This is a genomic window from Variovorax sp. 05T418, from assembly GCF_056396385.1.
The window spans coordinates 322529-341455 of the sequence record NZ_JBFTLJ010000006.1 but is presented as its reverse complement, the minus strand read 5'-3'; the positions used below and the strand labels follow the sequence as shown (position 1 = coordinate 341455).

Annotated in this window: 18 protein-coding genes; 13 read left to right on the top strand and 5 right to left on the bottom strand. The window is 67.0% G+C overall.

What is annotated here, in order from left to right:
* The first annotated feature begins 2 nt into the window (after window positions 1-2).
* The 13 genes from motB (at window position 3) to AC1DMS_RS15350 (ending at window position 11695) form a co-directional block, all read left to right on the top strand.
* Window positions 3-950, top strand: a complete 948-nt coding sequence (gene motB, locus AC1DMS_RS15410; RefSeq protein ID WP_015866931.1) for a flagellar motor protein MotB — start codon at window positions 3-5, stop codon at window positions 948-950.
* A 43-nt stretch (window positions 951-993) separates the two neighbouring features.
* On the top strand, window positions 994-3054 hold the full coding sequence (cheA, locus tag AC1DMS_RS15405; protein ID WP_062365657.1) for a chemotaxis protein CheA: 2061 nt from the start codon (window positions 994-996) through the stop codon (window positions 3052-3054).
* A gap of 36 nt (window positions 3055-3090) precedes the next feature.
* Window positions 3091-4407, top strand: coding sequence for an EAL and HDOD domain-containing protein (locus AC1DMS_RS15400; protein WP_062365659.1), 1317 nt, complete (start codon window positions 3091-3093; stop codon window positions 4405-4407).
* A gap of 12 nt (window positions 4408-4419) precedes the next feature.
* Window positions 4420-5241 (top strand): CheR family methyltransferase, encoded by an 822-nt coding sequence (locus AC1DMS_RS15395; RefSeq protein ID WP_062365661.1) that lies wholly within the window; start codon window positions 4420-4422, stop codon window positions 5239-5241.
* A complete protein-coding gene (gene cheD / locus AC1DMS_RS15390; RefSeq protein ID WP_062365663.1) occupies window positions 5238-5891 on the top strand; it encodes a chemoreceptor glutamine deamidase CheD in 654 nt (217 codons plus the stop codon). The genes AC1DMS_RS15395 and cheD overlap by 4 nt, the downstream gene beginning before the upstream one ends.
* Complete coding sequence (locus AC1DMS_RS15385) at window positions 5888-6967, top strand: protein-glutamate methylesterase/protein-glutamine glutaminase (protein WP_015866926.1); 1080 nt, start codon at window positions 5888-5890, stop codon at window positions 6965-6967. The genes cheD and AC1DMS_RS15385 overlap by 4 nt, the downstream gene beginning before the upstream one ends.
* A gap of 29 nt (window positions 6968-6996) precedes the next feature.
* Window positions 6997-7392 (top strand): chemotaxis response regulator CheY, encoded by a 396-nt coding sequence (gene cheY / locus AC1DMS_RS15380; RefSeq protein WP_026284205.1) that lies wholly within the window; start codon window positions 6997-6999, stop codon window positions 7390-7392.
* 1 nt (window position 7393) lies between these two features.
* Window positions 7394-8050, top strand: coding sequence for a protein phosphatase CheZ (gene cheZ / locus AC1DMS_RS15375; RefSeq protein ID WP_015866924.1), 657 nt, complete (start codon window positions 7394-7396; stop codon window positions 8048-8050).
* Window positions 8051-8128: 78 nt separating this feature from the next.
* Window positions 8129-8668 (top strand): nucleotidyltransferase family protein, encoded by a 540-nt coding sequence (locus AC1DMS_RS15370; RefSeq protein WP_062365664.1) that lies wholly within the window; start codon window positions 8129-8131, stop codon window positions 8666-8668.
* A 36-nt stretch (window positions 8669-8704) separates the two neighbouring features.
* Window positions 8705-9133 carry a GNAT family N-acetyltransferase gene (locus AC1DMS_RS15365; protein ID WP_015866922.1) on the top strand — a complete coding sequence of 143 codons (429 nt, stop codon included), beginning with the start codon at window positions 8705-8707 and terminating at the stop codon, window positions 9131-9133.
* A gap of 41 nt (window positions 9134-9174) precedes the next feature.
* On the top strand, window positions 9175-9615 hold the full coding sequence (locus AC1DMS_RS15360; RefSeq protein WP_062365667.1) for a VOC family protein: 441 nt from the start codon (window positions 9175-9177) through the stop codon (window positions 9613-9615).
* A 26-nt stretch (window positions 9616-9641) separates the two neighbouring features.
* Window positions 9642-10652: a hypothetical protein gene (locus AC1DMS_RS15355; RefSeq protein WP_244883715.1), complete on the top strand. Its 1011-nt coding sequence runs from the start codon at window positions 9642-9644 to the stop codon at window positions 10650-10652.
* Entirely contained in the window at window positions 10649-11695 is a 1047-nt protein-coding gene (locus AC1DMS_RS15350; protein WP_062365669.1) for a hypothetical protein, read from the top strand. The genes AC1DMS_RS15355 and AC1DMS_RS15350 overlap by 4 nt, the downstream gene beginning before the upstream one ends.
* A 40-nt stretch (window positions 11696-11735) precedes the next feature.
* Here AC1DMS_RS15350 and AC1DMS_RS15345 read toward each other — a convergent pair whose 3' ends face one another.
* From AC1DMS_RS15345 to flhB, 5 genes are read right to left on the bottom strand one after another with little or no spacing between them, the layout of a single operon-like run.
* On the bottom strand, window positions 11736-12467 hold the full coding sequence (locus AC1DMS_RS15345) for an RNA polymerase sigma factor FliA (protein WP_081247619.1): 732 nt from the start codon (window positions 12465-12467) through the stop codon (window positions 11736-11738).
* Window positions 12442-13344: a MinD/ParA family ATP-binding protein gene (locus tag AC1DMS_RS15340; protein ID WP_062365671.1), complete on the bottom strand. Its 903-nt coding sequence runs from the start codon at window positions 13342-13344 to the stop codon at window positions 12442-12444. Before AC1DMS_RS15340 ends, AC1DMS_RS15345 begins: the two co-directional genes overlap by 26 nt.
* Window positions 13341-15695 (bottom strand): flagellar biosynthesis protein FlhF, encoded by a 2355-nt coding sequence (gene flhF / locus AC1DMS_RS15335; RefSeq protein WP_478181323.1) that lies wholly within the window; start codon window positions 15693-15695, stop codon window positions 13341-13343. The genes AC1DMS_RS15340 and flhF overlap by 4 nt, the downstream gene beginning before the upstream one ends.
* Window positions 15692-17785 (bottom strand): flagellar biosynthesis protein FlhA, encoded by a 2094-nt coding sequence (flhA, locus tag AC1DMS_RS15330; RefSeq protein WP_062365674.1) that lies wholly within the window; start codon window positions 17783-17785, stop codon window positions 15692-15694. The genes flhF and flhA overlap by 4 nt, the downstream gene beginning before the upstream one ends.
* Window positions 17782-18927 (bottom strand): flagellar biosynthesis protein FlhB, encoded by a 1146-nt coding sequence (gene flhB / locus AC1DMS_RS15325; RefSeq protein ID WP_062365675.1) that lies wholly within the window; start codon window positions 18925-18927, stop codon window positions 17782-17784. Before flhB ends, flhA begins: the two co-directional genes overlap by 4 nt.

Genomic DNA, 18927 nt, shown 5'->3' with positions numbered 1-18927 from the left:
TCATGAGCACCGAAAAGCACAGGGTCGTGGTCAGGCGCGTGGCCGCCCATGGGGGCGGCGGGCACGGCGGCGGCTGGAAGATCGCCTATGCCGACTTCATGACCGCCATGATGGCGTTTTTCCTCGTGATGTGGCTCTTGTCCAATACCTCGCCGAAGCAGCGCGAGGGCATCGCCGAGCACTTCCGCATGCCGCTGAAGGTGGCGCTCAGCGGCGGCGAGAAGAGCAGCACCAGCATCAGCGTGGTGCCCGGCGGCGGCATGGACCCGAGCACGCGGGCCGACGGCGAGGTGCAGCGCGCCGACGCCGAGGACGACGCCGATGCGGACCGCCTGGCCAGCATGAAGGAGCGGCTGGACAAGCTCATCGAGAACAGCCCGGTGTTCCGCCAGTTCCGCTCGCAGATCCTGATCGACATCACGACCGAGGGCCTGCGCCTGCAGATCGTGGACAACGAGAACCGCCCGATGTTCGACCTGGCCAGTGCGCAGGTGGTGCCGCACATGCGCGCCATCCTGCGCGAGCTCGGACCCACGCTCAACGAGCTGCCCAACAAGATCACGCTGTCGGGCCACACCGATGCCTTCGTCTACAGCAACGGCGACCGCTCCTACGGCAACTGGGAGCTGTCGGCCGACCGGGCCAACGCCTCGCGGCGCGAGCTGGTGATGGGCGGCATGGCCGAGAACAAGGTGCTGCGCGTGGTCGGCCTGGCCGACAGCATGCACCTGGACCGCAGCAATCCGCGCAACCCGATCAACCGGCGCATCAGCATCATCCTGCTGAACCACCGCACCCAGCAGCAGATCGAGAACGAGAACAGCGGCGGTGGCGGTGCCGGCGCCATCCTGCCGGCAAGGGCGAAGGCATCGCCGCCGCCACTGCTTTCCGCGCCCACCGACAACCTCAAGGTGACCGTCAAAGGGTCGCCGGCAGCCACGCACCCCTAAAGACATTGACGCCGGCACGCATGCACGCCGGTTCGGAGCAACGATGGATCTCAGTCAGTTCACACAGGCATTTTTTGTCGAAGCCGTCGAGCTTCTGGCGCAGATGGAGCAGCTGCTTCTCGAGCTGGACGCCGAGGCGCCCGACAGCGAGCAGCTCAACGCCATCTTCCGTGCCGCGCATTCGATCAAGGGCGGCGCGGCCACCTTCGGCTTCGTTGCGCTGACCGACACCACCCATCTTCTGGAAACCCTGCTGGACCGCGCGCGCCACGGCCAGCTGACGCTGAGCCGCTCGATGATCGATTCATTCCTGGAAACGAAGGACGCCTTGCAAGAACAACTGATCGCCTACCAGGCCGAGAACGAACCCGACCCCGAGCGCGTGGCGCACATCTGCGAGGTGCTGCGCCAGCTGGCGCTGGAGAGCGACGTTGCCCAGGCGGCGCCTGCACCGGCACCCGTGCCTGCACCCGCACCCGCACCCGCCGCCATGCCCGTTGCTGCCGTCGCCGCTGTGTCCGCGGCGGGCGGGGCGCTGCGCATCCGCTTCTCGCGCCTGTCCGACAGCGAATGCGAGCTGCTCGCCGACGAGCTCGGCAACCTCGGCAAGCTGCTGTCGCGCACGCGCAGCGGCGACCAGCTCACGGTGCTGCTCGACACCAGCTGCGCGCCAGACGACATCGTGGCCGTGTGCTGCTTCGTCATCGACGAATCGCAGATCGAGATCACGGCCGAGCCGGCTGGCGGCGATGCGGCTCCTGCGGCCGCGCCCATGGCCGCCGCGCCGGCCGCACCGGTGGCCGCGGCATCGCAGCCCGCTCCAGCGCCGGCCAACGCAGCACCCCGGGCGGCTTCCGCTTCGGCCGCCGCAGCAGGCGCCAAGGATTCGAGTTCGATCCGCGTCGACGTGGAAAAGGTCGACCAGCTCATCAACCTGGTGGGCGAGCTGGTGATCACGCAGTCGATGCTCACGCAGGCCGCCACCATGCTCGACCCGGTGGAATGCGAGCGCTTCCTGAGCGGCCTCGGCCACCTGGAGCGCAACGCGCGCGACCTGCAGGAATCGGTGATGTCGATCCGCATGATGCCGATGGACTATGTGTTCAGTCGCTTCCCGCGCGTGATCCGCGACGTCAGCGCCAAGCTCGGCAAGGAAGTGCGCCTGGACACCTTCGGCAAGGAGACCGAGCTCGACAAGGGCCTGATCGAGCGCATCATCGACCCGCTCACGCACCTGGTGCGCAACAGCCTGGACCACGGCATCGAGACGCCGGCGCAGCGCATCGCCAAGGGCAAGGAAGCCGAAGGGCAGCTGCTGCTGTCGGCGCAGCACCATGGCGGCAACATCGTGATCGAGGTCAGCGACGACGGCGCGGGCCTGAACCGCCAGAAGATCCTCGCCAAGGCCATGCAGCAGGGCCTGCCCGTGACCGACACCATGCCCGACGACGAGGTGTGGCAGCTGATCTTCGCGCCCGGCTTCTCCACGGCCGAGCAGGTCACCGACATCTCGGGCCGCGGCGTCGGCATGGACGTGGTCAAGCGCAACATCCAGGAGATGGGCGGGCACGTGGAGATCAGCTCGCGCGAGGGCTGGGGCACCACCACCCGCATCGTGCTGCCGCTCACGCTGGCCATCCTCAACGGCATGTCGGTCAAGGTGGGCAGCGAGGCCTACATCCTGCCGCTGAGCTACGTGATCGAGTCGCTGCAGCCGCGCACCGAGCACCTGCATTCGATCACCAGCGATGGCCATGTGATCAAGGTGCGCGGCGAGTACCTGCCGCTGATCGAGCTGCACGGCGTGTTCGACGTGGCCGGCGCGCAGACCGATCCGACCCAGGGGATATTGGTGATCGTGCAGGCCGGCGAGACGCGCTTCGCGCTGCTGGTGGACGAGCTGCTCGGCCAGCACCAGGTGGTGGTCAAGAACCTGGAGACCAACTACCGCAAGGTGCCGGGCATTTCGGCCGCCACGATCCTGGGCGACGGCAGCGTGGCTTTCATCATCGACGTCGATGCCATGCCGCGCATCCAGCGCGCGCACGTGGAGCGCGCCACCGTGCTGGCCCGCGCGGCGCGCACGGAGCCGGTCGCGGCCTGACGGATACGACAGAGACAACCCCACGGAGACGATGCAATGCGTTTTGATTTTTTCCGGCGCAGCGCGGCCGAGGAAACGCCGGCAGCCGAAACGGCCCAGGGCCTGGCGATGCCGCGCAATGCAGAGGGCTTTGTGGCCTACACCTTGCTGCTCGATGCGCACAAGCGCGTCGCAGGCTACAGGCTCGCCTGGCGCGCGGCCGCCAGGCCCGAAGAAGCGCCGGATGCGATCAGCCAGTTCAAGTCGCTCGTGGCCTGCGTGACGGAACACCTCAACCCGCCGGACACGCCATGGCGGCTGGGGCGCAGCGAACTGTTCTTCGACGTGAATGCCGAATTGCTGGCGCTGGGCGCGCTGCAGTCGCTGCCGCCCGAGTACACCGTGCTGTGCGTGGAGCTCGGCGACCTGGCCAACGAGGAGCTGCGGCCGATATTGCACTTCCTGCACGAGCAGGGGTTCAGCTTCATGCTGTGCCGCGCCAAGGCGCTGCCCGAAGATCCCGAACTGCTCGGCCTGGTGAGCCATTTCGACGTGGGTGCCGGCGATCCCCTGCTGGTGGCGGCCGCGCGCGGCAAGGAGCTGCCCGACCACATGCCGATCCAGCCGATCGCCACGCGCATGGCCTCGTGGAAAGACTTCGAAGCCTGCGCCGTACGCCGCGTCGACGTGTTCGCCGATCCGAGCTGCGGCCTGCCGCTGCCGCCTGCGGCGAGCACCGGCAGCCATGCGCTGCAGCCCGAGTCGGTGCTGATCATGCGGCTCTTGCAGATGATCCAGCGCAACGAGGACCTGCGCGAGATCGAGGCCGCCCTCAAGCGCGATGCCGCGCTCACCTACCGGCTGCTGCGCCACATGAATTCGCCGGCCGTGGGTGCCGGCGTCGAGATCCATTCGCTACACCACGCGGTGACGATGCTCGGCTACTCGCCGCTGTTCCGCTGGCTCTCGCTGCTGCTGGCCACCAGCAACCCCATGGGCAGCCCGCCCTTCATGATGAAGAAGGCCATCATGCGCGGCCGCTTCGTCGAGCTGATGGGCGAGATCATGCTGCCGCGGGGCGAGTCGGACAACCTGTTCGTGGTCGGCATGTTCTCGCTGATCGACCAGCTGCTGGGCATTCCGATGCAGGAGGTGCTCAACAAGGTGCAGCTGTCCGATTCGGTCCAGCAGGCCATCCTCACGCGCGGTGGCGTGTACGGCCCCTTCCTCTCGCTGGCCGAGGCCTGCGAGCTGGACACCGGCGAGGCGGCGCGCCTGGCGGAGGCGCTGCTCCTGAGCGCGAGCCAGGTGAATGCCGCGCATTTGTCGGCACTGGCCTGGTCGCAGGACGTGATCCCGGCCGAAGCCGCCTAGCGAGATGCGCGCATGACTTCCGAATTCCTTTTCACCGACGGCGATTTTTCGCGCATTCGCACGCTCATCCACCGGCGCGCCGGCATCGCGCTGGGCGAGCACAAGCGGCAGATGGTGTACAGCCGGCTCTCGCGCCGGTTGCGCGAGCTCGGGCTGCCCGAATTCTCGGCCTACCTGGCCATGCTGGAAGACAGCCGCGACGGCCAGGAGTGGCAGCTGTTCATCAACTCGCTGACCACCAACCTGACCTCGTTCTTCCGCGAGGCGCACCACTTTCCGGTGCTTGCGGAACTGGCGCGCAAGTGCACCCAGCCGCCCACCGTCTGGTGCGCAGCCGCATCGACGGGCGAGGAGCCCTATTCGATCGCGATCACGCTGATGGAGGCGCTCGGCGAGCGTGCGAGCGCAGCGCGCGTGATTGCCACCGACATCGACACCGCGGTGCTGGCCCGCGCGTCGGCCGGCGTCTTCACGATGGAGCAGGTCAACCGCATGTCCACCGAGCGCCTGCGGCGCTTCTTCAACAAGGGCACCGGCGCGAACGCCGGCAAGGTGCGGGTGCGTCCCGAGGTGGCCGCCATGGTCAAGTTCTCGCGGCTCAACCTGCTCGATACGTCATGGCCCGTGAAGGAGCCGGTGGACGCGATCTTCTGCCGCAACGTGATGATCTATTTCGACAAGCCCACGCAGAAGAAGCTGCTCGACCGCTTCATGCCGCTGCTCAAGCCGAACGGCCTGCTGTTCGCAGGGCATTCGGAGAACGCCTCGCTGGTCAACCAGAGCTTCAAGACGGTCGGGCAGACGGTGTACGCGCTGGGCAAGGCGCGTGCATGAACACGAATGCGAACACCCATCTTGCTGCGCAGAAGGGCTTCCTGCCCGCGGCCGTGCCGGGTTCGGTGGCCACGCACCACTACTTCGACCGCGACTTCGATTGCGCCGCGGTCAAGCTGCTGCCGGCGGAGTACTACGTGACCGATGCCGGTGTGCTGTTGACGACGGTGCTGGGCTCCTGCGTGGCGGCCTGCATCACCGACGTGGAGGCGGGCGTGGCCGGCATGAACCACTTCATGCTGCCCGACGACGCCGAGGCGGGCTCGCGCGAGCAGGCCGGTGCCATGCGCTACGGTGCGCATGCGATGGACGTGCTGATCGCCGAGCTGCTGCGCGCGGGCGCACGCCGCGAACGGCTCAAGGCCAAGGTCTTTGGCGGCGCCGCGGTGCTGGCGAACATGACCATGCTCAACATCGGCGGGCGCAATGCCGACTTTGTCCTGCGCTACCTCGAGAAGCAGCGCATCGCCGTCGCTGCGCAGGACCTGCGCGGCCTGCATGCGCGCCGCGTGTGCCTGCTGCCGGAGAGCGGCAAGGCGGTGGTGCGCAAGCTGCGCGCGCCGGTCGACATCCAGGCGGTCCAGCGCGACGAGGGCGAACTGCTGCGCAAATGGTCCGCCACATATGGCAAGGGAAGCTGGATCGCATGAAGAAAATCAAGGTACTTTGCGTCGACGACTCGGCGCTGATCCGCAGCGTGATGACCGAGATCATCAACAGCCAGGCCGACATGACGGTGGTCGGCACCGCGGCCGATCCGCTGCAGGCGCGCGACCTCATCAAGGTGACGAACCCCGATGTGCTCACGCTCGACGTCGAGATGCCGCGCATGGACGGCCTCGAATTCCTCGAGAAGCTCATGCGCCTGCGGCCGATGCCGGTGGTCATGGTGTCGTCGCTGACCGAGCGCGGCTCGGAGATTGCGCTGCGCGCGCTGGAGCTGGGCGCGATCGATTTCGTGACCAAGCCGCGGCTCGGCGTGCGCGACGGCCTCTTGCAATACACCGAGCTCATCGCCGGCAAGATCCGCACGGCCGCCGCGGCGCGGCTGCTGCCGGGCCGGCACGGCGCCTCGGCCAAGAGTGCGGGCGAAAACCCGCAGGAGCCGCTGCTGCGCAGCCCGCTCCTGAGCACCGAGAAGCTCATCATCATCGGCGCCTCCACCGGCGGCACCGAGGCCATCCGCGAGGTGCTGCTGCCGCTGCCGCCCGATGCGCCCGCGGTGCTCATTGCGCAGCACATGCCGGCCGGCTTCACGCGCTCGTTCGCGCAGCGCCTGAACGGCCTGTGCCGCATCACCGTGAAGGAAGCCGAGCATGGCGAACGCGTGCTGCCGGGCTACGCCTACATCGCGCCTGGCGGCTTTCACCTGTCGCTCGGGCGAAGCGGCGCCAACTACGTGGCGCAGCTCGACCAGGAGCCGCCGGTGAACCGCCACCGCCCCTCGATCGACGTGCTGTTCGATTCGGCCGCCAGGCACGCCGGCAAGAACGCGATCGGAATGATCCTCACGGGCATGGGCCGGGACGGTGCCGAAGGCCTGCTGCGCATGAAGCAGGCCGGTGCCTACACCTTTGCGCAGGACGAGGCCAGCTGCGTGGTCTTCGGCATGCCGCGCGAGGCCATCGCCCTGGGCGCGGCCGATGAAGTGGCGCCGCTGGCAGAGATGGGGCGCCGCGTGCTGGCCCATCTGCGCACCTTCGGCGAACGCACGAACCGTGTTTGAAAACGAACTGTTGGAGTTGAAGAATCGTGATTGACAAGAGCATCAAAATTTTGGTCGTGGACGACTTCCCGACCATGCGGCGCATCGTGCGCAACCTGCTGAAGGAACTCGAGTTCCTGAACGTCGACGAGGCCGAGGACGGCGCGGCCGGCATCGAGAAGCTGCGCGGCGGCAACTTCGGCTTTGTGGTGTCGGACTGGAACATGCCCAACATGGACGGCCTCACCATGCTGCAGACCATCCGCGCCGACCCCGAGCTTGCCAAGCTGCCGGTGCTGATGGTCACGGCCGAGGCCAAGAAGGAAAACATCATCGCGGCCGCGCAGGCCGGCGCCAACGGCTATGTGGTCAAGCCCTTCACGGCGGCCACGCTCGAGGAAAAGATCACCAAGATCTTCGAGAAGCTCCAGAAAGAGGCGGCCTGACATGACACACGCTGCGCTCGAACCCGCGGAGCACGGGAACACGGCCGAAGAGTTGCTCGGGCGCATCGGGCACCTGACGCGGCAATTGCGCGAAGGCCTGCGCGAGCTGGGCCTGGACAAGCAGGTTGCCAAGGCCGCGCAGGCCATTCCCGATGCGCGCGACCGCCTGGGCTACATCGCCTCCATGACCGAGCGGGCGGCGCACCGCGCGCTCAACGCCATCGACCTGGCGCAGCCGCTGCAGGAAGACCTTGCAAGCAACGCCAAGGGCCTGAGCCGGCGCTGGGACGAATGGTTTGCAAACCCGGTCGAGCTGGACCATGCGCGCCAGCTCGTGATGGACACACGCGGCTACCTGCAGGACGTGCCGCAGAAGGCCGGTGCCATCAACACGCAGCTGATCGAGATCCTGATGGCGCAGGACTTCCAGGACCTCACGGGCCAGGTCATCAAGAAGATGATGGAAGTGGTCAACGACGTCGAGACCCAGCTGCTGCAGGTGCTGATCGACAACTCGCACCTCGACAAGCACGCCGAGAAGCGCCACGAGGCCGAAGCGAGCAGCCTGCAGAACGGCCCGCAGGTGGTGCCCGGCAACCCGGAGGCCGTCACGGGCCAGGCGCAGGTCGACGACCTGCTGGAGAGCCTCGGGTTCTGAGGCTGCGCGGGTCCGCCGGCTTACCATCGGGCCATGACTTCCAGCCCCAAGGCAGACCATGCGCAGAGGCTTGCCGCCATGGTGGCCGCATCGGACGAGTTGATGGCCGCACTGCGGGCCGTCCGCTCGCTCGGGCTGCGGTCCTGGTGCATTGGCGCCGGCGCGATCCGGTCCCTGGTGTGGGACACCCTTCACGGGTTCGACCGGCGCTCGGCCGTCGAAGACCTGGATGTCGTCTACTTCGACGTGGAGGCCAGTCCGGAGCACGATGCCGGCCTTGAAAACCAGCTTCGTTCGGCCATGCCAGGCTTCAATTGGGAAGTGACGAATCAGACGGCCGTGCACCGCTGGTTCGCCGCCGCCCTCGGCCAGGTGGTGCCTCCTCTCGCATCGCTGGAAGAAGGCGTTGCAACCTGGCCGGAATTTGCCACCTGCGTCGGTGTCTGGCTGAACGAGGATGAATCGCTGGGCGTCGTCGCGCCGCATGGACTCGACGACCTGTTCGCGCTGCGCGTCCGGCACAACCCCCTGCGGGCGAGTGTTGCGACCTACCGGCAGCGGGTTGTGGCAAAACGGTTCGGCGAGCGCTGGCCGCGGCTTTTGGTCGAGATGGGCTGAAGGGACAGAATGCGGCCAGCAGCCGGCTTTCAACCCATGAGCAACTTCGAGATCTACACCCCCACGGCCGAGGAAGTGCACTCGGGCGAATTGGGTCGCCGCATGCGGCAGTTCAACTACCGATTTGTCGGCGAATACGGACAGGTGCAGCCGGTCTGGGTCAGCGCGAAGGACCAGGACGGCGCGCTCGTAGGTGGCCTGCGCGGGTTTGTATTCCTGCAATGGCTGAACGTGGAGTTGCTGTTCGTGGACGATGCAGCGAGGCGCCAGGGCGTGGGCCGCAGGCTGCTCGCCATGGCAGAACACAAAGCCCGCGAACTCGGCGCCCGCAACGCGACGCTGAACACATTCGAATGGCAGGCCCGCGCCTTCTACCTCAAGCAGGGATACGAAGAGTTCGGGCGCATCGACGACTACATTCAGGGCTTCTACATGGCGTACATGAAGAAAGCGCTGGAACCATAGCGGCTCCGAACGCCTGCATTCAAAGTCAGGAGAGGAAGGATATGACGCTTAAACGCATGGACAACGTCCTTATCGTTGTCGACGACCTTGAAGCGACCAAGGCGTTCTTCATCGAGTTGGGCCTCAAGCTCGAGGGCGAAACAACAGTGGAAGGGCCCTTGGTCGGACAACTGATCGGGCTCAAGGATGTCCGCGCCACCCTGGCGATGTTGCGGACGCCCGATGGACAGGGGATCGAGCTGGACAAGTTCCACACGCCCAATGCGATCAGGTTTGGTCCCGTGAATCAACCGGTGAACACGCTGGGCATCCGCCGCATCATGTTCGCGGTCGATGGCATCGACAGCGTCGTCGCGCGCATGCGCGCCCATGGGGCCGAGGTCATCGGCGAGATGCAGTATGGAGACAGCTACCGGCTGGCCTACATCCGCGGGCCCGAGGGCATCATCGTCGGGCTTGCCGAGCAGCTTGGCAAGTTGTAATCCCGCGATCGTTTTACGTGAAGCACATGATGATTATTCCTGACGGTCGCAAAGTTTTGGTTGGCGGATGCCTCCTGCTGGTTGGGCTGGCTGCTTTCGCGCAGCCGCAACTGCCGCGGAGCGTTCTGGATCTGAGCTACAAGGTCGGAAAGCCGGCATTCCCGATCGCTGCTTATAGAAATATCGGTGTTGCGGAATTCAGGTCGATGGTAAGCAAGGCATTCCAGAAGTCCGGCTTCTCTTTCATTGCCGTGGATGCGCAGAAAAGCAAGTCGACGGTCTTCGAGTTCAAACTTGATGTCGATCCGAAGTTGCGGTTGGTTCCGACCGTCCTTGTATCTGCCGACGAGTTGCTTGATGGCAGGGGGAAGTGCAATCCATGTTTCTTGAGATTTGCCGATATCAAGAATGCGCAGGATTTCAAGGCGCTTCCGTGGATGGCGCAGTACGAACTGAGCGCGCTACTCGTGCCGGCAATCGACAACGCGTACTCGACGATTGAGTCCGTCGGGCGCGAGCATCTCGACCCTTCGTTCAGGTTCAACTACAAGCGGCAATGGGAAGGCGAGCAGAACTTGTTCGGCAACTCCTTTGCCGGCATCAGTTTGTCCAGCTTCAAGGAAAGCATCGTTCGCGCTTATCGGAGCGCTGGCTTCATACCCATTGAAAGCGAGGCTGCTGACAAGGCTTCCGAATTCGCTCTGGCTTTCAGCTTTCCCGTGGATCCGGCCAAAGACGGCGGCGTGGTCTACAAGGTGAGGATCCGCAGCCAGTACGACGCAGAGGGGCACTGCTACCCCTGTGAGCTCACCGAATACTACGATCCGTACCAGCAACTTCCCCCGGCGGGTTTGTCCGGTGTCCTGAGCCGTGCAACCCTCGAGTCGAGATTCACGGCAGCGCGAGATGCGGCATACCAGAGCTTGCGCACCGACCTCGAGCGCTATCTGCGGCCCCGCTCCGTATTTTCGGTACCCCCCAAACAAGCGCCCCTCGGATCGCCACGTCCACCGCCTGCTCCAATTGCCGTGACATGACCACCGTCCACGTGCAGCCCGCCTCGGGGAGTCCCGTGAGCGCCACGATGCGCCGGGAGCACTGGCTCATCTTTGGCAACCTGTTCGCAGCGTTATCGGCCGGCGCGCTGGCATCGTGGTCGGCTCCGATGATGCTGGCCGTCCTCTATATCAACATATGGCTGCTGGCGAATCCTCATCTGGTTGCGACATACACGCGCATCGGAGCCATCTCATCGCGCATTCGCCTGCGTTGGACTCTGATCGCGGTGGCGCCAATCTTGATATTGGCGGGCTTGACGATCGTTGCTCTTGCATATGAAGCGGCCGGGTTGCTCGCCCTGTATTTCGTACTCCAGGCCTTCCATGTTTCTCGCCAGAGCTATGGGATCGCAAGGCGCCATGACTGTCGGCTTGAGGTGCCTCGGCGCGGCCTGCCCTATCTGCTGATCTACTTGTTTCCCGCGTGGGGATACCTTCATCGCAGTGCGCAGATGCCCAACAGCTTCCTGGGATATCCGATCTGGTTGCCTCCCGTTCCACAGGAGCTGGCCGTTGCGGTTGGAATCGTGGCCGTCACCGGTGCATTGTGCTGGTTTGCATGTCTCGGATACCCCAGGAGCGCGAAGCGGGCGGATGGGCCTTTCAACAGCTTCGTGTTCTCGCACTTGATGATTTCGTTGGTCGGTTACGTCTGGATCAGCGACATCACCGTCGGCTGGTTGGTGGTCAACGTCTGGCACAACATTCAGTACCTGATATTCGTTTATCGCCAGCGTCGGTCCGGAGCCATGACGGGCAAAAGCAGCGAGACATCAGGCAGTGTCTCGGCGCGTCGCAAGTCGCTGGTCGAGGTTTTGAAACCCCCAGCGACTTTTTTTCTGGCTTGTTTAATTGTGGGCGCCGTTCTGTATGCGGCAGCCAGCCGGGTTGGAGAAAGCCTTCTTTGGCTGGGGCTTCCGACCGTTCTAATCGCGCACTTCGTCTTGAACTTTCATCACTATTTGGCGGACAGCGTGATATGGAAGCGTCGTCGTGCCGGCAGACTCGACGATGTCTCGTAGTGCTGATTGACAGGGCTCGTCCTAAGCCCCATCACAACCCCTAAAGCGAATCCTTCAACTTCGCCCGCAACCTGCTGATCGCCTGGCTGTGCAGCTGGCACACGCGCGACTGGGTCACTTCCAGGATCGCGCCGATCTCTCGCAGGTTCAGCTCTTCCTCGTAGTACAGGTTCAGCAGCAGCTGGTCGCGTTCGGGCAGCGCGGCAATCGCATCGACGAGCTCATGGCGGAAACCCGCTTCGAGCAGCTGCGCGAGCGGATCGTCGCCGCCGAGCCGGGCGTCGTTGTGCGCCTGCCGTTCGAGCCAGGGGTTTTCTGATTCGCCGTCCTGTGCGAAGTCTTCCACGTAGAGCAGCTGGCAGCCCTGGATGTCCTGCAGCAGCGACTGGTAGTCGTCCAGCTCCATCTTCAGTTCCCGGGCGATCTCTCCTTCGCTGGCGGAGCGGCCGAGCCGGTGCTCCAGCGCCTGGATGGCCTGTTCGACCTTGCGCGCCGACTGGCGCAGGCCGCGCGAGCCCCAGTCGCTCGCGCGCAGTTCATCGAGCATGGCGCCGCGGATGCGCTGGCTGGCGAAGGTCTCGAACTGCGCGCCGCGGTTGTCCTGGTAGCGCGTGGAAGCGTCGAGCAGGCCGATCATGCCGGCCTGGATCAGGTCGTCGAGCTCCACGCTGGCGGGCAGCTTGGCCAGCATCTGGAGCGCCATGCGGCGCACCATCGGCTGGTGCTGCTTCAGCAGGTGGGACTTCTCAAAGGTTCCCTGCGCGGTGTACACGGCCGTCCCTTTCGTCTTCCGTCTCTTGCTCTTGTGCCGCCACGGGCTCCGATGCCAACGCCTCGGGCCGCCAGAGCGCGGTCCGGGTGTCCTGCGGCCGCACGGCCGGACGCCAGGGCCACTGCGCGACCGCGGCGGCAATGACGCGGAAATCGACCGCCGCCGGGCTGGCCGGGAAGGCCTCCACCGCGGTGCGGGCGAGGCGCCTGGCATCGGCCATGTGCGGGTCGGCGCGGACCCAGCCGGCCGGCTGTATGGAGACCGCGAGGTAGCGGCTGCCGGTGTCGACCAGGTTGGCCATGGTCTGGCGCGCGGCCTCGGGGTCGGCCACGCCATTGACCAGCAGGCGAAGCTGCCTGAGCGCGTGCGCGTAGTGCAGCCGCTTGATGCCCGAATAGGTGGCGGTGATGGAGGCCGGGTGGGGCTGCAGCACCACCACCAGCTCGTCCGCCAGCCGCGCGAGCGGCGACAGGTTGCCGACGGCGTCGAGCGCCGCGTCGACCAGGATCATGCTGCCGTCCCACATCAGGCGCGGGTCGGTGTGGTCGGGTTGGCCGCCGAGCGGTGCCGGCAGCACGTGCACGCCGCACTCGGTGCGCGCGGCGGCGCCCTCGCAGGTCAGCCGCTGCGAGGCGACGTCGGCCAGCGTTCCAAGCGGGTCGGCGGCCCATGCGGCGCACGCCGTATCCGGCCCTGGCCCGTGCTCGTCGAGCAGCAGCACGTCCTTGCCCATGTGGGCCAGCGCGGCGCCCAGGTTCATGGCCGCCGTGGTGGCGCCGGGGCGGTTGCCCATGCTTGCGATCGCGATGATGCGCGCCGACGACTGCGCAAGCAGCCGCCGCAGCCCATCGGCTTGATCCGACACCAGCTTGCTCACGTGTCCAGCGCCTCCAGCAGGAAGAACAGCTTGCCCACGCCGGCATACAGCACGTTGCCCGACACGGGGCGGCCGGGCCGCGCGGGCCGGCCGGTCAGCTGCGACAGCAGCGCGCGGGTGCGGCCGGCCCAGTCGCCGCCAGCCTGCTGCAGGCGCCAGACGGTGGTGGTCACCTGGCCGGCGATGAGCAGACGCTTCATCATGTGCGGATCGCCCGCCTCGCCAAGCCCGCCCAGCACCGAGAGGCCCTGGCGCAGCAGGCGCAGGCAGGGCTCGGCCTCGGCGGCCCAGCTTTGCCATTGCGCGAGTTGCTGCGGCCCGATGTCGCGGCCGATGTTGGTGAGCGCATAGCTCTGCGCCAGCACCTTGTGGCTGCGCGCATCGGTCAGGCGCGTGGCAATGCAGCGCAGGCCGGGCAGGCCGCCGTCGGTGCGCAGCGTGACGCGGGCCTCGGCCACCGATTGCAGCGCGGCCCGGCCCTTGAAGACCACGGCGCGCGCCTCGCCAAAATTGAAGTCCAGGCCGGTCAGCGTGGCGTATTCGCCGGTGCGCGGATCGGTCACGGCCGTGGAGCCCGGCGCGCGCGCCATCCATTGCTGGCGCTGCACCTGCCACTGCAGCATGAGCTCGGCCGCGGGCAGCCGCGGCAGCATGTGCACCACGGCCTTGCCGAAGTCCTGCTGGCGCAGCCACTGCACCTGCCGCACGCCGGGCTTGCGCGTGGGGTCGGTGGCGCTGCGGGTCGCGGCGGTGGAAAGCCACTGGTTGGGCGCCGCGAGCGGCTGTCCGCCGCGGTCGGACAGGAGCAGGCTGCCCTGGCACTGGTAGGCGTCGCCGCCTTCGTCGGACTTGAGGCCGACCTGGCCGCTGAGCGCCAGCACGTGGGTGTCGCAGCTTGCGGCAATCTCGCTCGCGGCATGCGCCATGAGCGCCTGCAGCACCGCCTTGTGGCCGACGTCCTCGTCGGCGGCCATCCGCCAGAGCGCGCGCGCCTGCTCGAAGCCCAGCGGCGCGGCCGCGAGTGCCGACGCCGCGGCGGCCACTTCCTGCGCGTCGTGCGCCATGGCGCGGATCAGCTGCCGGTACTGCAGCCGCTGGCGTTCGGCCTCTGCGTGGGCCGCGGAAGCCTCGGCATTTGCCGATCCGTCCTGCAGGTCGCCTTCGCCGGGCACGAACAGCGCGCTGCGGCTGTTGGCCTGGAACGCGCTGTCCACCAGTTGGGCGCGGTCGGCGCGCATCAGGTTCTCGGGCACCTTCTGGCCGCTCGAGACGTAGTGCACCGGCAGGCGGTGGCGGATCACGGTGTCGATCAGCGCGCCGGGGTGCGTGGCCTCGTCGACCTTGGTGAAGATGCAGCCCGCGAGATCGCTGCCGCTGCCGTGGCGGTAGGCATGCACCACCTCGTTGAGCGTGTCGCCGTGGCTCGTGGCATTGAGCAGCAGCAGCCGCTTCACGGGCCGCTGGCTGTTGCAGAGCATGGCGATCTGGTCGGACACGGCGCGGTCGCGCTGGCTCATGCCGACGGTGTCGATCAGCACCATGTGCTTGCCCTGCAGGTCCTGCAGCACCAGGTGCAGGTCGGCCGCGTCCTTCACGGCGTAGACCGGCACGTTGAGGATCTGGCCGTAGATGCGCAGCTGCTCGTAGGCGCCGATGCGGTAGCTGTCGGTGGTGACCAGCGCGAGCTTGTCGGCGCCGAAGCGCATCACGCAGCGCGCCGCGAGCTTGGCCGTGGTGGTGGTCTTGCCGACGCCGGTGGGGCCCATCAGCGCATAGACGCCGCCCTGCGCCAGCAGCGCGTCCTCGTCCTCGTGCACCGGCAGCGTGCGGATCAGTTCGGAGCGCACGAAGGCCATGCCCTGCGCGTAGCTCTGGCCCGTGGGCAGGTGCTCCAGCATGGCCTTGGAGAGGCGGGCGCTGAAGCCGGCGCCCAGCAGCGTGCGCAACAGGCGCCCGCGCATCGGGTCGCGCCGCTGCTTCTCGTTCCAGGCCACGCCGGCCAGTTGCTCCTCGATCATGCAGCGCATCGAATGGAGTTCGCCGAGCACGCTGTCCGCGGCCAGGGGCGCGGGGACAGCGGCAGGCGCTGCGATGGAGGCAATGGTGGGCGCAGGAGCCGCCATGGCTGCCGGCAATGGCTGGGGTGCCGGCGGCGCGGCAGCGGCGCTCGCACGCACGCCTTCCACGTCCTCCTGCACCATGGCCACGATCTCCACGCCTTCGGCGGTCACGCGGTTGGTCAACACGATGGCTTCGTCGCCGAGCGCCTGGCGCGCCAGGCGCAGTGCTTCCCGGCTGGTGGGCGCGACGAACTTGCGCGCGCTGGTGCGGACGTCTGTCGGGATGTTCAAACTCTTCCTCCGATGGTGGCGGTGATCTTGATGTTGCGGGTGTCAGGAATCTCTGCATGCGAGAGAACCTTGAGCTGGCGGAAGCTGCGGCGCAGGAAGCGCGAGAGCAGCACGCGCAGCGAATGCTGGACGACCAGCACCGGCGCCAGGCCCAGCTGCTCCTGGCGCGCGATGGCGGCGCGGGTCTGCTGCATGAGGCTGTTGGCAAGACCCGGCTCGATGCCGTTGTTGTTGGTGAGCGCCTGCTGCAGCACGCTGTCGAGCGCGCTGTCCAGGCCGATCACCTGCAGCTCGGAATCGCCCGGGAACAGCTGCTGCGTGATCGCGCGGCCGAGCGCCAGGCGCGTGAGCGAGGTGAGCTCGGCCGCGTCCTTGACGGTGGGCGCATGCTCGGCCATCACGTCGAGGATGGTGCGCATGTCGCGGATCGGCACCTCTTCGTCGAGCAGGTTCTGCAGCACCTTGTGCAGCGTGCTCAGCGAGATGACCTTGGGCACCAGATCCTCGGTGAGCTTGGGCGCGGTCTTGCCGATCTGGTCGAGCAGCTGCTGCACTTCCTGGCGGCCGAGCAGCTCGGCGGCGTGGGTCTGGATCAGGTGGTTCAGGTGCGTGGCCATCACCGTGCAGGCATCGACCACCGTGTAGCCGAGCACCTGCGCTTCCTGGCGCAGGCTGGCGTCGATCCACACCGCGGGCAGGTGGAAGGCCGGGTCCTGCGTCGGCGTGCCGGGCAGGGTGCCGCTCACCTGGCCGGGGTTGATGGCCATCCACTGGTTGGGGAAGGCCTCGCCGCGGCCGATCTCCACGCCCTTCAGGCTGATCACGTAGGTGTTGGGCGGGATCTCCAGGTTGTCGCGGATGTGCACCACCGGCGCCAGGAAACCGATCTCCTGGGCCACCTTCTTGCGGATGCTCTTGATGCGGCCCAGCAGCTCGCCGTTCTGGGTCTGGTCCACCAGCGGGATCAGCCGGTAGCCGACCTCCATGCCGAGCGGGTCGACCAGCGCCACGTCGTCCCAGGTCGCCTCGGGCGCCTCGGCCGACGGCATGGCCGCGGCCTGGGCTGCGGCGGCCTGTTCGGCAGCGGCCTGCGGCGCGCGCTTCAGCATGCGCCGGCCGAGCCACGCGAGGCTGCCCGCAATCAGCAGGAAGGCCAGGTTCGGCATGCCGGGGATCATCCCCATCAGGCCGATCAGGCCGGCCGTGAGAAACAGCACCTGCGGGTTGGAGAACAGCTGGCCGGTCAGCTGCCGGCCCACGTCTTCGTCGGTGGTGACGCGCGAGACGATCACGCCCGCGGCGGTCGAGATCACCAGCGCCGGAATCTGCGCCACCAGGCCGTCGCCGATGGCCAGCAGCGTGTAGGTCGTGCCCGCGGTGCCGAAGTCCAGCCCGTGCTGCAGCATGCCCACCACCAGGCCGCCGATGATGTTGATCACCATGATCAGCAGGCCGGCAATCGCGTCGCCGCGCACGAACTTGCTGGCGCCGTCCATCGAGCCGTAGAAGTCGGCTTCCTGCGCGACTTCCTGGCGGCGCTTGCGCGCCACCTCCTCGCCGATCAGGCCGGCGTTCAGGTCGGCGTCGATCGCCATCTGCTTGCCCGGCATCGCGTCGAGCATGAAGCGCGCGCCGACCTCGGCGATGCGTCCCGCGCCCTTGGTGATCACCATGAAGTTGATCAGCACCAGGATGATGAACACCATCACGCCCACGGCAAAGTTGCCGCCCACCAGGAAGTGGCCGAAGGCCTCGATCACCTTGCCCGCCGCGTCCGGCCCGGTGTGGCCGTGCATCAGCACCACGCGCGTGGAGGCCACGTTGAGCGACAGGCGCAGCAGCGTGGAGAAAAGCAGCACGGCCGGAAAGGCCGCGAAGTCCAGCGCCTTCATGGTGTACATGCTCACCAGCAGCACCATCACCGACATCGCGATGTTGAAGGTGAACAGCAGGTCGAGCAGGAAGGGCGGCAGCGGCAGCACCATCATGCTCAGGATCAGCACGATCAGGATGGGGCCGGCAAGGCCCTTCCACTGGCTGCCGGAGAACAGTTGCGACTGCAGGCGCGTGAGGGTGGCCATGGCGTTCATGCGGCGGCCTTCGGTGAGTATTCGAGCGATTCAGGAATCGGCAGGTCGGCCGGCGTGCGCGGCGCTTCGCCGCCTTCGCTTTGCCAGCGCTTGAGCTGGTAGACCCAGGCCAGCACCTCGGCCACCGCGGTGTAGAGGCCGGCCGGGATCTCGTCGCCGAGCCGGGTGTGCTTGAAGAGCGCACGCGTGAGCGGCGGCGCCTCCAGGACCGCCACGTTGTTCTCGCGCGCGATCTCGCGGATGCGCGCGGCCATCAGGTCGCTGCCCTTGGCCACCACGCGCGGCGCGCGCATGTCGTGGTCCACATACTTGAGCGCCACCGCAAAGTGCGTGGGGTTGGTCACCACGATGTCGGCCTTGGGCACCTCGGACATCATCCGCCGGCGCGCCATCTGCTGCTGCTGGCGGCGGATCTGCGCCTTGATGTGCGGATCGCCCTCGCTCTCCTTGTGTTCCTGGCGCAGGTCTTCGCGCGACATGCGCAGCTTGCGGTGGTAGCTCCACAGCTGGTAGGGAACGTCGACCAGCGCCACCAGGAACAGCGCGGAGGCGATCAGCGCGCAGTTGTGCGCCACCAGCACGATCATCTGCGGCAGCGCGGCGCGCTCCGATTGCGCCATCAGCGCGGAGACCTCGTCCACGTTGCCCATGATCACCAGCCAGGCCACGCCGCCGATCAGCAGCGACTTGGCCAGCGCCTTGAACAGCTCCGACAGCGCCTGCGCCGAAAACATGCGGCCCACGCCGGCCACCGGGTCGAGCTTGCTGAACTTGGGCGCCAGGGCCTTGGCCGAGAGCAGCCAGCCGCCGAGCATCAGCGGCGCCGCCACGGCCGCCACCAGCATCATGCCGAACAGCGGCACGAGCGCGAGCAGCGCCTGCTGGCCCATGAGCCCGGCACGCGCCAGCATGTGGGAAGGGTCGAACGCCGCGGCCCGGTCGAAGTGCAGGCCCTGGGCCAGTGCGCCGCGCAGGGTGGCGCCGAGCGAATCGGCCGTGAGCCACAGGCCGGCCACGGCGGTGCCCAGCAGCACGAAGGTCGCCAATTCGCGCGACCGCGCCACGTCCCCTTGCTCGCGGGCCTTTTCGAGGCGCTGCGGTGAGGCGGGTTCGGTTTTTTCGAGGTCGCTTTCTTCAGCCAT